Here is a 13,834-nt window from a genome sequence, read left to right as displayed (position 1 = left end):
ATTAATAACCTGGGTTTTGCAACATCAGCGGCATTTTTTGGATCTCGCTTAGCGGAATAGGCAACAGATACATGGCATCTCTAAAGGCCAGAATACGCGGTGCGCTGCCAATGGTATGCACATAAGTACTGGTACCGGTACGAGTGATAATATCAACGCTGTTAAAACCAGTAAGCACAGATGAGGCTATTTTCCAACGGCGGATATCATTCCAGCGGTGATCTTCAAAAGCCAGTTCAATGCGGCGCTCGGTATGAATAATCTCGCGCATCTCATCAACCGTCATGTTAGCTTTCAGCCCATACAGATTGTCTGTCCCCGGGGTGATGCCTGCGCGGTTGCGTAAAGCAATCAGCGGAGCGTAAGCTTTATCGGTCTGGCCGGTCTCGTTAATGGCCTCGGCATAGTTTAGCAGGATCTCGGCGTACCTGATAAGCGGCCAGGCACGTTCTGTAGTACCCGACAGCGAGTTGGTCAGGTTTTCGTCCAGCATCTTGCGTGCAAAATAGCCGGTAAACTTATTGGCGGTGGTATAAGCATCGGCAGTAGTATTGCTAATGGCAGAGCCCGTACTGGTATAAGTAAACACCTGTGTTTTGGTGCCGGTATTGCTCATATACGTTTGCCCGTTGTAAATAATGGAGTTATCCAAACGGGGGTCGCGGTTTGTGTACGGATCATTAGGGTTATAAGAAGTACTTTGCTTAATGGTCTTACCATCCTTCATCGGGAAGGCTTCTACCAAACTTTCGGTTGGTTTCTGGATGCTGGAACCCGAGCGCGATGGCGGCAGGTAATAAGTCTCAAACTCTTTCTGTGCCGGTCGGTTGTAAGCAAAAATATACTCGCTGTTCACCCGTTTCAAAAACACCTGGTAAAAACCATAGCCCGGGCGAGTGGTATTATCTACATAAAGTGAATATTGCCCCAGGTTCATCACCGCGCTGGCAGCATCGGCAGCCAGTTGCCAGCGGTTTTTATCGTAAGTGGTATAACCTGTCAGCGGCTGCACATTGGCATTGGTGGCAATAGAACCACCATTAAACAGCGGACTGGCAGCATACAACAGCACTCTTGATTTTAAAGCCAAACAAGCCCCCCTGGTTACACGGCCGTAATCTATATCACTATAAACAACGCCATTCAGATCTGAAGCCGCGGCATCCAGCTCGCTGGTGATGTAGTTGATACAATCGGCGAAGCTATTTCTGGGAATATTAATGATATCGTCAATATTGTAAACCTGATCGCTGATCAAAGGCACGCCGCCAAAGGCCACTACCATATAATGGTAGTAATAAGCGCGTAAAAACCTGATCTCGCCGCGGATGCGTTTTTTCATAGCATCAGAAAAAGGCGCGTTAGGCAATTTAGAAAGCAGCAGGTTTACCCGGCGGATGTTTTTGTAAGGCGTGTTCCAGAAATCTTTATCGGTAGCAAAAAAGGTAGACGTAATGACGTTCGACGGACCGATGGAGCCGCGTACGTAAGAATCGGCCCAGACTGCGGTGTTGTTTGTTCCTTCAGTGTTATCTGTGGCCAGTTCGGTATTGCCCGTACCGCCTGCACCCGCAAAACGTGAGGGCCCGAAAGAGTAACCGGCATCTACATATATTTTGTTTAAAAAGTTTAGTGTCTGCACACTGTCGGTAAAAACTGCATCGGCAGTAAGGCCGTTGGTTTTATCGTCAAGAAAGCCGGATTTTTTGCAGGAGAACATGCAAAACGGTAGCAGCGCAATCAGGATGAAAAGCTTTTTCATACGATATGAATTAAAAAGTAACGTTGAAACCAAAATTGATAATACGGGTTGGCGGATATGGCTGTGTACCTGTAGACTCCAGCACCTCCGGATCGAGGTTATATAGCTTATCCAGGTTTGTCCATGTTAAAAGGTTATAACCGTTGGTGTATACCCTTAATCCTTTTACATGCAGCGCCTGCAAAGCCTTAGGCCCGAAGGTATAGGCAATCTCTGCCGTTTTCAGCCTGATGTAAGCCGCAGAAATTGCCCAGAAGCTGGAATAATAATCGCGCGGGCTCTGGCTTAATGCCGATGTGTACAGCTGCGGATATTTGGCACTGTTGCCCAATTCAGGCGTCCAATGGTCAAGATAGATAGGCTGCGCGTTTGATGCCGCGTTTGATGTTACCGCCCCCTGCGCGCTGGCCACTACGCCTGTAACCCCTTGAAACAATACGGTAAAACTCACCCCTTTATAACTGGCCCCCAGGGTGATACCGTAGGTAGTGGTTGGGATGTTGGTATTACCGAAATAAGACATATCGCTGGCGTCAATAACACCATCGCCGTTCAGATCCTTATACTTCGGATCGCCGGGGCGACCGGTAACCGTTGGTTTCGGTACTGATGGATCGGCTATATCTGCTGCGGTATAAAACTCGCCAGTCCAGGTATATTTAAGTGCAGAGCCAATAGGCTGACCGGTTTGTGCCTGGTAAGGATACAGTGGCACCGGCTCATCTTTAAAAATGATCTTATTTTTGGCCAGCGAATAAGTACCACGGATCTGGTATGACCAATTGTTGTTTATTTTATTGTTGAAGTTCAGCTCGGCCTCAAAACCTTTGTTATTGGTTTTACCCAGATTAACACTTGGCAGCGACTGACCGAACACGGCAGATACGGTACCACGAGTGGTTAAAATATCATAACGGTTGTTGTTAAAGTAATCCAGGGCACCGGTAAGTTTGCCGTTGATGATACCAAAGTCTAAACCAAGATCCAGCTTACGTTCTTTCTCCCAGGTTACTTCGTTGTTGGGCAATGTTCCTTCTGTTACTGTAGTATAGCCCAGGTTGGTGGCGGTGCCAAATAAACCCGTACCCGTGGCCGTTGTGTATGATTGCAAGTAGCTATAAACGCCACCTGTGTTATCAACCCCCACCAGGCCGTATGAGCCGCGAAGCTTTAACAGATCAACAAACTTTACGTGCTTTTTAAATAGTTCTTCCTCGCCAATGTTCCAGCCTGCAGATACGGCTGGGAACAAACCAAAGCGTCTGCCGGCGGCAAAACGGTCGGTACCGTTGTAGGCGCCGCTAACTTCCAGCAAATACTTATTGTTATAATTATAACTTAACCGGGTAGTGTAGCCCTTAAAGTTTTCGGGGATAAAGTTATAATCGGTATTGGTGGTATTGGCAGCTGTTTTACTGTTCTGATTATACAGAAATAAACCGGTAACGTGATGCTTGCCAAAAGAACGATCGTAGTTCAATATAGCCTGCATAGTTAACGCACTGTTGGTACTACCCGGCGTATAGGTTAAAGTAGGCACGCTCATGCGGTAGAAATTATCGCGCGCACCAAAAGAGTAAGTATTGGTTTTAGGATCATAGATATATGACAAAAAGCCCGTGCCCGCCGTTGGGCGCGTAATACCACGGTAATAGCTATACAGGTTACGATAAGCCAATGTTCCTTTAACAGAAAGCCCCTTGGTAATGAAGCCCAGTTTCTGAATTATTGATGATGCCAGGTTGATGTTATTGGAATAGTTATGGCCCGAACCATCGTACATTAAACGACCGATGATGTTGTTGTTGCTACGGTCTGTACCGCTACGCTGCCACACGCTATAGCCTAATGATCCATCTGGATTGTAAACCGGATAGTTATAAGGCGCGGTTTCGTTAAAGCGACTCAAATCGCTGAAAAGGTTACCGTCTACACTGGCGTTGTTAAGCGCTGTTTCATCTATGGCGCCAAATAAGTCAAAGCGCACATCGAGGTTTTTGTTGATGCTCAGATCTACGTTTGAGCGATAATTATAACGTTTGTAGTAAGTACGGCTGTCCAGATCGGCACTGTAATCTTTAAACTGACCGCCCTGATCAAGGTAACCTAATGAAACAAAATACTTGGCTTTTTCTGTACCACCGGTTACATCAAAGTTGGCACGCCACTGCGGCGCAAACTCTTTCAGTAAAAGATCGGTCCAGTTATTATTAGGGTGACCGTATGGATCTGTACCATCTTTAAATGCCTGTAAATCGGCCTCAGAAAAAGTAGGGACAAAACTTGGGTTAGGATTGATGGCGTTGCTGTTAATCTGCGCTGTTCTTATCACCGTTGCCGCACCGTAAGAGTCAAGATATTTGGGCCTGCGGGTAGGCTGGTTTAATCCATATTCTGATAAGAAAGTAATTTGCGGCTTACCTACTTTACCGCGCACGGTAGTAACCAATACCACACCGTTGGCACCTTTAATACCATAGATGGCAGTTGTTGACGCATCTTTTAGAATACTGATAGAAGCAATCTCGTTAGCATTCAGCTGCGAAAACTGGTCGTAAGTAAACTCAATATCATCTACCAGGATCAACGGGTTGTTGTTACCTGTATAAGAGCTTACGCCACGAATATTAAAGCTGGCGCCATCCTTACCCGGCTGACCGCCCCGTTGCTCGCTGCTGAAACCGGTGATGCGCCCGGCCAAAGCATTCTGCAAACTTGGCGACGGGCTTTGGCGGATATCGGCACCGCTCAGGGCGCTAACCGCGCCGGTAAGGCTCACCTTACGCTGCTGGCCATAGCCTACCACCACCACTTCGTTCAGATCTTTTTGAACTTCTTTAAGGGTAATGTTAATGCTGTTCAGCCTTTGTACCGAAACCTCCTGAGTAGCATAGCCAATAAACCTTACAACCAGAGTATTGCTCTTTACATTCAGTTTAAACTTGCCCTCGGCATCGGTTTGTGTGCCGTTTGATGGATTCTGCTTTTCAATTACCGTTACACCCGGTAATGATCCGTTGGCATCTTTTATCACGCCTGTTATTGGTCTTGTTTGCGCCATTGCATTAACAAAGCACAGCATCGCCAAAAAGGTATATATATATCTTTTCATCTCTATTTAAGGTTTAAATTGCCGTAAAATCAATAGTACCCTTCGTTTTGTATCAGCTTGGTGTTTTTGGCAGTCTCGCTATACGGGATAGGCATGTGGTAATATTTGTCTTGAAACACAGGCTGGGCTACATCCACTACCTGCACATTGTAAGTAGTACCGTTTGGCGTTAGCTGCAAACCCTGTAAGCTGGAGGCCAAAACACTGCCAAGCTTCCATCGGCGCAGATCCCAGAAACGGTGTTCTTCAAAACAAAGCTCAATACGGCGATCATTACGAATCAAATCGCGTAGCTCAGTCTGACTAATGCCTGCCTTGATACCATACCTGTTGCCAACGCCTGCGGTAATGCCAGCACGGGCACGAATCGGTATCAATTGTTTTACTGCGTCTTCTGTACGGCCAACTTCATTTAAAGCTTCGGCATAGTTCAGCAGCACTTCGGCATACCTGAAGTATGGAAAATTGTGACTCTGATTGGCGTAGTTAGTAGCGGTAGAAAAATCGGCCATGAACTTGCGCAGGTAGTAAGCTGTGCGTGTTTGGGTTTTTAGCGGCGTGTTGGGTTTATCAAGTCCGCCCTCAAAAGTTTGAACCGCGCGGCCCAGCCAGTTAACACCGTTGTAAAAGATGATGGCCTGCAGCCTCGGGTCGCGACCGGTATATTGGGTTAAACTGGTTGATGAACCGGTATAAGCTGAACCATCAGCATTTGGAAATGCATTGAGCAAATTCTGCGTAGGGCTGTTACGACCGTTACTGGTATTTGGCGATACGTAACCCACCGGCGCGTTGGCATTTTCAATACTAACTGAAGCGGCAGATTGCTTGGCGAAAATAATATCGGTATTAATTTTTGTAGTAAAGACCGCTGCGTAGGCGGTTGCACCTGTACCTGCCGGTAGTTTGTGATAGCCAATGGACATCAGTGCTTCGGCAGCGGTTATTACCTTTTGCCAGCGTGTGGCATCGGCAGTTGGATAACCGGTCAGCGCTTTGATCTGTGCATTGGTCTCTACCCCACCACCGTTATACAGCGGACTGGCAGCATACAAAAACAAGCGGCATTTCAGCGCCATAGCAGCTTCTACCGTAGCGCGGCCATATTCATTGCTTGATAAGGCCGAGGCAAGGGTTAATCCGGGGATTGCCAGATCACACTCGGCAGCAATATAATCTACGCAATCAGAAAATGTATTGCGCGGAATGTTCATATTGTCATCCAGCGAGAATACTTTATCGCCCACCAGCGGTACGCCGCCATAACGTTTTACCAATTCAAAATAGGCGAAGGCGCGCAGGAAATGAACCTCTGCAACTTCACGTTTCTTCACCGAGGCGTCACTGAAAGGCACTACATCAATGTTTTGTAAAAACACATTACACCTGCGGATGATGGTATAGCTATTAGCCCAGTTATTATCGGGATAGTTGACAGCCGTTAGTTGCCCGTTGTTAAATAACACAATGTTTGATCGTGGAGACGATGGTACGGCATCATCTGTAGCGGCATCTAAAAAATCGCCGTCAATACGGTTAAAGCCTGTGGGCAGGAATGAATAGATACCCAGCAGATAGGAAGTAGCCAGTGTACCCAATTTATCATTCGGATCAAACACATCGGTTTCAGTAGTGCGTTCGTCAGGTTCCTGATAAAACTTCTTGCCGCATGAACTGAAGCTTATAATCAGCGTAATTGTTAAAAGTGAGAATAGTCTTTTCATACCGATGTTATAATTGAATGTTCACGCCTAGGTTAAATACTCGCTCAATGGGGTACATCCCGCTATAGTTTTCCGGATCGGCGCCATTAAAGGTTAATGATTTGAGCGTTGCCATATTGAGGGCATTGACAAATATCCTGGCCGATTGCACGCCCACCTTGCGCGATGTTTTGCCGGGCAGCGTATAACCCAGCTCGATGGTTTTCACTCGCAGATAGTCACCGTTACGCAGCCAGAAACTTGAGCTTACAAAGTTGTTGACATCGCCTGCGCGCGGGCCACCGCTTGTGGTTAGACGTGGGTAAGTGGCCGTGGCCGCCGTAGCCGGTGTCCAGCGATTGAGTTGAGTAGTATAAGCCTGACCACCGTTGCTGCTCTGAAACTCCCAGTAGTCGGCACCAGACAGGTAAACCTGCTGGTTAACCACACCTTGCAACAGCGTACTGAAATCGAAATTAAACACGTTAAATCCCAATCTTGAACCAATAAACAAGGTTGGTTTTTGCGAACCGATAGTGGTTTGATCATATTGATTGATCACACCGTCGCCGTTCAAATCGCGGTATTTGATATCACCAGGTTGCGGAGTGTAACCCTCGATAGTTGGCGCGCCGTTAATCTCCTGCTGGCTGCGGAAAAGACCATCGGCAATGTAGCCATAGGTTTGCCCCACGGGGTGACCGGTTTTATACATCCAGCTGTATTTCAGGGTTGGTTCTCCAGAATAAAGCAATTTTGAATTCTGCAGACTCGCATTTACACCGAAGAAATAGCCGAACGATTTTTTCTTCTGTGCCCAGTTCAGCTGCGCCTCCCAGCCATAATAGCGCTGGCGACCGATGTTCTCGCTCGGGTAATCAATACCCAGCATACCGGTGTTGGTGCCGCGCACAATGTAGAGATCGCTAAACAGGTTGTTGTAATATTCAACGTCGAAGGATAGTTGGTTATGAAGCACAGCACCTTCCAGGCCAACATTCAGGTTTCTGGATTTTTCCCAGGTGATGTTAGGGTTAGCCAAATATGACTCACCAACGGTGGTTCCGGCAGCTGCGCTGGAACCAAAATAGGCAGTTGGCGTAGCGTTATATACCTGTTGGTAAAGAAAGTACGTTGCGTTATCATGCCCCAGCTTACCATAAGAACCATAAAGTTTGAGGTGATTGAGCCAGGTAAGCGGCTGCATAAAGCGCTCCTCATTAATGTTCCAACCAAGGCCCATAGCCGGGAAGAAACCATATTTAAAGCCACCGTTATCGGGGTATCGGTTAGCACCGCTTTGCGCGAATGAAACCTCGGCCAGATACTTCTTTTTGTAGTTATAAGCCACGTGACCAGAGATTCCCTGAATAGTGTATGGCAGGTTAGAGCCGTTGATCAGATTATCGCGATTGGCCAGCAACGTTGCGTCCAAGCCGTTGTTGGCATCGAAATTATGCGTATAGCCCATAGACAGTTCCTCAAAATCTGATCTGTTTTGGAAGCTGATACCATTGCTATTTGACTGCGCACTGGTGGTGCCGTACTGACGGTAGGTTGAAGCGCCGGTCTGCTCAAACACTGCGAATGATTTGCTGCGCACAATGTTCTCATTCAGGTTACTGAAGAACGAGGCACGGGCTTTGATCCAGAGGCCTTTCGTCACATCATCAAGCGAACGCTTCAGATAAAAGTCTGACAGCACGGTACGGGTATTGCTAAGTGAATAGCCCGAACCAACGTTTTGTGCAACAATATTATTAGTAAACTGGGAGTTGCCCGCATAGCTGCCATCCGGGTTATAAATAGGGTAAGCGTTGGCAGGCGTAGCTAATATGGAGTTGAAAATAGCAGCCGTACCATCGTTACCTGGCGCTGTTGAGTTAAGTATGCGGCCCTGAATATAGATGCCGGCGCTTAATTTATCGGTCAGGTTTACATCAACGTTTGAGCGGATAAAGTAGCCTTTTAAGTTAGGCGTGGTATTATACTTGTTGGCATCGCTGGTTTTCAGCAAACCATCCTGGCTATAGGTTTCCAGGTTCACAAAATAGCGTACAAAGTTATTGCCGCCGCTTGTGTTAAAATCATAGCGCGATGTCATGGCACGATTTTTCATTACCTGGTCGCGCCAGTTTACATCCGGGTATTTGTATTGATCGCTGCCTGATTGATAAGCGTTTAAAGCCACTTGACTAAAGCCATTTGTAGCAACAGAAAGGCCATCATTGGTCAGTGCCTCGTTATAAAGCGTGGCATAGTTATAAGCATTCAGCGGACTGCCAATCAGGTTTTTCAGCGGCTCCTGGATGCCGGTTTGCAAATTAAAATTAATCTGCGTTTTGGTTGCGCTGCCTTTCTTGGTAGTGATGGCTATGGCACCGCTCGATCCGCGGATACCCAGCATGGCCAGCGATACGGCGTCTTTCAGCACGGTAACCGATTCAATCTCGTTCATCCCAATCTCGGTTACAGAGCGAGGGATCCCGTCTATCAATATTACCGGCGATTGACCGCGCAGCAACATGCTAAAACCTTCACTAAGTGGTTCGCCATTGGTTTGGGTTACGGTTAATCCGGGTAAGCGGCCGCCTAATGCTAAGGGGTAAGACACCACCGGGGTGCTTACAAAATCGCTACCGCTGATAGCTGCGGTTGAAGCTGTTGAAAGGTTTGAGGGGGTTTGAAAATAGATCTGCTGTTTAACCTTCTTAACGGTGTCTGTTACCAGCGTATCTTTTGCTGTTTGCTTACCGTGCACAGGTACACCTTTGGTGGCATTGGCCCAGGCCGGGCTTAACGCACACAAGCAGCATATCAATACCCATAAAAATCTTGTAAAAATTGACATGAATTGTAATTTTTTAAGTGTTAATACAGAAAGTTTGGTGTTCCCTCCCGATCAGAATTTACCGGGCGAACGTTAATGGCATTTTGCTTTAGCTAATGGCAATACAGAGCGCTGTAGTTGCAATAAGTTGGCGTAGATTTTCTCATTTAAATAAGTTTTTTGTCTTTGAAATACAATTGGTTGTTTCAAATATATTTAGGTCAACAGATTGTCATGTCACAAATACGGGCCAAATCCCATTGAGAACGTTCCCAATTTTTGGGAACGTTCTCAATAAATGCACAAAGCCCGTCAAAGCAGGCCTACACACAGTAGGAAAGCATATTTGGCACTAAAATTTAGACAAAGAAAGCAATGAAATTGGGATAGAATGCTACCAATTATCGGTGCGAAAAGAAGAAACCGGCAAGCCATCGGTACTATAAAGCTCGCCCGTAGCCCAATCTTTAAAAGCATAGCGAATAGCTACCGGATGTTTCACACTGTCGCTGTGTACGTTAACGGTATTGGCACGCAAAACTGCCGTAGCCGGATAGAAAACTTTATCGCTACCGGCTATTTCAAACTGGGTAATATTTTTTCCAAAAGTTGTCAGGCCGTTGGGGGCGTCGGCAAACTTAACACGGGCCGTATCTTTGTCTACAACCAACGTATCAAACCGCGGATTTTTGTAGGTAATTCCCTTTTTCTGGTAGTTTGCGCCCAGAGCCCAATAAGCCAGGCGGCGCGCTATGATAGTTTTATTAGCCGGATGAATGTTGTGCTCCTCGCCCGCGTCTATCGCTATAGCAACACCACTATTAGCTAACGTTTGGGTGATCTTTAGCTGCGCCTCACGCATTCGGGGCGCAAGCGTTTGCTGTAGCACAGGGTAGCGCATGGGCGCTATCTGCACGTAGTAAAATGGCCAGTCGCCACTCTCCCAACCCTTGCGCCATGCCGTTACCATGGCCGTTTGCAAAGCCGGGTACGAGTAATAATTAAACCGGTTTTGCTCGCCCTGATACCAAATTACGCCGGCCATACTGTAGCCCATTAATGGGGCTATCATACCGTTGTATATATTGCCGGGCGTGCGGTGCTCGGCGTTGCTTAATGATTTGTCCGTTGCCAAACTGTCTTTCAAAACATCGGCTACCAGTTGTTTATCCATCCAGGCCTCAATAGCAGATCCGGCCCAGGTAGCCTGGATAATGCCTACCGGTACTTTTAAATGCTGATGAATAAAACGGGCAAACTGGTATCCCACCGCACTAAAAGTTTGTGCCGATGCTGCATCCGCTGCCTGCCAATTACCTTTAACATCAGTTTGTGGTTGAGCAGACGTACGTAAACCTACATGAAACAGGCGCAGGCCATCGTCGGGTGCATCCATCAAAATATCGTTGGCATTGAGTATGGGCGTATTGGGATAACCTTTTAACGGAATATCCATATTAGACTGGCCTGAACACAGCCACACCTCTCCTATCAAAATATTGGTAATACTAACTTTACCCGCGCCAGATATATGGATCTGGTACGGCCCACCCGCACTTGGTGTGGCCACCTTTACCAGCCATTTCCCTGCTGAATCAGCCTGGGCATGATAACGTTTTCTATCCCACGAAGTGGAAAGATAAATTCGCTTGCCTGCCGGTGCGGTGCCCCATATTTTCACCTGTTTTTTTTGTTGCAGCACCATACCGTCAGCAAAAAAAGCCGGGAGTTTTATTTGTGCTTTTGCTGTAAAACTGAGGAGAATTAGTATCAGTGCGAGACATTTGCGCATAACCGTCAGGGTTTAGGGATCCAATGGTTCGCGGCCATCCAGGCCACGCAATGGTCAATCCATTTATCGGTTGTATTGCCGGTAACGAGGTTAAACCCGTGCCCGCCGGTAGGGTAAACAATCAATTCTGATTTTACACCATGCTGAAGCAGGGTTTCATAAAACAGCAAACTGCTTTTTACGGGCACAGCGTTATCATCTGCAGCATGCACAATAAATGCCGGTGGCGTATGGGCATCAACATGTAACTGGTTTGAAAAACGCGCCCGCTCTGCATCATCAGGGTTTTTACCCAGCAGGTTCTGGGTCGATGGCCCGTTGCCCAATTTTTTATCCATGCTGATGACGGGATAGATGAGCACCATAAATGCCGGACGGATATATTTTAGCGGCACGCTGTCAATCACTGCGTCGCGAAAGCTGGTTCCAAGCGAAGAGGCCACATGTCCACCAGCCGAAAAGCCAACCACACCCACCTTTGCGGTATCTAAATGCCATTTGGAGGCATTTTCTTTTACAAACTGCATGGCCCGGCGGGCGTCCTGTATTGGTGCCAGCTGTTTTTGTGGCATGGTACGATCGCTCGGTAAACGATACTTAACCACAAAGGCTGTAACTCCGGCAGCATTGAATGCGTTGGTAACATCTGTACCCTTCGTATTCATCCCCAGTTTAACGTAGCCGCCACCTGGGAAAATAACCACTGCGGCATCGGTTGCGTTGCTCCCTTTGGCGGGAAATACTTGTATAGTGGGGATAGATACATTTGATACCCTGACGGTGCCTGTAACCGGATCGGTCTCCCATTTCTCCAGGTTCTCAGCAGAAATAGAGTTGATGATCTTACCGGGATATAAAGGATAGATCTCCTGCGCATAGCCAATGGCCAATGTACAAGATAAGATCACTCCAATGATTATACTTCTTAACCGCATATCACCCCTGGTTTTTCACCAATGCTTTTGCTTTCTGGCGGGCAATAGCCACAGCAATACTTACCCCAATAGCCAGAATAACGCAACCTACAGTAACCACCGTCGTTGCAAACTTAGTAGCCAATGCACCCAGTACGATGATACCCACCCCAACCACACATACCGAAACCGCAATAACGGTGATGCCAAAAATATTTTGCTGCTGCGCCGCAAAATGCACGGTTGAAGTGTGTTTCTGCCGGGCTTCGGTGGCTAAAACCTCCATGGTTGCCGCGCCTTGCGATACTTTGCCGCGCGCCATGTACCACAACTCAAACAGTAACAGGGTAACAACTGGTATACCCATGCCACAAACGGTCTCCATGGTACGTGTCAGTTTGATGTGCAACAGATCTGGACTAATAATCTTAAAGAAGAAGTTAATCAGTAGGGATAAAACCGTGGCCGTTACCACCGAGAATCCGGTTTGACGTTTAGAAAACAACGACCAGATCATCGGTCCGAACAAGGCGCCGCCAGCTATAGATGCCGTGCTCAACACCACTTCAACAATGCCTCCTGCGCTAGGAATCCACATGGCTACACCGATAGTGGCAGCGCCAAAAATGAGCGTAAACATACGCGCTACCCATATTACTTCTTTATCGGGAGCAGCAGGGCGCATCAGGTTTTTATAAATATCCTGCGCAAACACGGTAGCCACCATGTTAATAGTGGTGTTAGCCTTGCTTGATGTAGCCGATACCATGCCCGCCAAAACCAGACCAATCAAGCCGGCAGGCATCACACGATGAATCAGCATCATGTAGGCATCCTCTACTTCCAGGCCATGCAGGTTAGGATTAATGATACGATAAATCATCGGCGGAAGCATCCAGATAACCGGACAAAACAAATAAAGCACCGTAAACAATCCGGCTACTTTTTTTGAGTTTTTAGCTGTATCTACACTGGTGTAACGCTGCACGTATGACCAGTTGCCGCCAATATAAAATGTTTGATAAACCACAAAGGCCAACATAAACCCATAAGTGTATTCGTCATTTACCGGGTTAAAGAAACCCTTGGGTGCGCGGGTAAACAAGTGATTGATCCCACCAATATCGCCAGCGGCAGCAGGTATAACAATCAGCACAGCAGCGGTTAGGATAACAAACTGCACCACATCTGTAACCAAAACGGCCCATAGCCCACCGGCGGCGGTATAAAGCACAATAATAAGCCCTATGATAACAATACACCAGTTTAAGGGCAGGCCCGACGCTACCTCCACCATCTTACCCACCGGGTAAAGTACCCCGGCTGTAGTAAACAAACTGAGCAGCAGCGTTAAAAAAGTATAAAATTGCTTCTCGCGCGCACCAAAGCGCTTGCCCATGTACTCGGCAGCGGTAGCTACGCCTGTGCGTTTCCAGCGACCGGCAATAAACAGTGTGACAATCAAGCCGCTGGCTGCCATGGTGGTTTGAATGATATTGGCTACCAATCCGCTTTTATAAGCGATGGAACCCCACACCACAAATGTGCCTGCAGAAAAATAGCTAATAAACAGCGACAGGCCGTTGATCCACCAGGGAGTTTCGCCTCCGGCCTCAAAAAAGGCTTGCCCGCCTTTGTTGCTCACCCGGGTAAAGGTTAAGCCGATACCGAAGATGAGCAGGGCAAAAACGCCCATTACAATATAATCTAAAGTTGCCACG

7 protein-coding genes are annotated in these 13,834 nt (G+C 47.3%); all 7 read right to left on the bottom strand.

The features are described 5' to 3' along the window. Position 1: 1 nt before the first annotated feature. Positions 2 to 1,762, bottom strand: a complete 1,761-nt coding sequence (locus ABZR88_RS07255) for a RagB/SusD family nutrient uptake outer membrane protein (RefSeq protein WP_107828086.1) — start codon at positions 1,760 to 1,762, stop codon at positions 2 to 4. Between the two features lie 10 nt (positions 1,763 to 1,772). Next, positions 1,773 to 4,874, bottom strand: coding sequence for a TonB-dependent receptor (locus ABZR88_RS07250; protein ID WP_107828087.1), 3,102 nt, complete (start codon positions 4,872 to 4,874; stop codon positions 1,773 to 1,775). Positions 4,875 to 4,903: 29 nt separating this feature from the next. Beyond that, positions 4,904 to 6,598 carry a RagB/SusD family nutrient uptake outer membrane protein gene (locus ABZR88_RS07245; protein ID WP_107828088.1) on the bottom strand — a complete coding sequence of 565 codons (1,695 nt, stop codon included), beginning with the start codon at positions 6,596 to 6,598 and terminating at the stop codon, positions 4,904 to 4,906. Between the two features lie 7 nt (positions 6,599 to 6,605). Next, positions 6,606 to 9,428 carry a SusC/RagA family TonB-linked outer membrane protein gene (locus ABZR88_RS07240; protein WP_107828089.1) on the bottom strand — a complete coding sequence of 941 codons (2,823 nt, stop codon included), beginning with the start codon at positions 9,426 to 9,428 and terminating at the stop codon, positions 6,606 to 6,608. 373 nt (positions 9,429 to 9,801) lie between these two features. Further along, positions 9,802 to 11,199 carry a sialate O-acetylesterase gene (locus ABZR88_RS07235; protein WP_107828090.1) on the bottom strand — a complete coding sequence of 466 codons (1,398 nt, stop codon included), beginning with the start codon at positions 11,197 to 11,199 and terminating at the stop codon, positions 9,802 to 9,804. A gap of 5 nt (positions 11,200 to 11,204) precedes the next feature. Continuing rightward, complete coding sequence (locus ABZR88_RS07230) at positions 11,205 to 12,134, bottom strand: alpha/beta hydrolase (protein ID WP_107828091.1); 930 nt, start codon at positions 12,132 to 12,134, stop codon at positions 11,205 to 11,207. Position 12,135: 1 nt separating this feature from the next. After that, entirely contained in the window at positions 12,136 to 13,833 is a 1,698-nt protein-coding gene (locus ABZR88_RS07225) for a sodium:solute symporter family protein (protein WP_245917022.1), read from the bottom strand. Position 13,834: the final 1 nt, after the last annotated feature.

The organism is Mucilaginibacter yixingensis (assembly GCF_041080815.1).
GTDB lineage: Bacteria > Bacteroidota > Bacteroidia > Sphingobacteriales > Sphingobacteriaceae > Mucilaginibacter > Mucilaginibacter yixingensis.
Note: the sequence above shows the minus strand (reverse complement) of the source record. Positions and strands in the feature narration are given on the sequence as shown.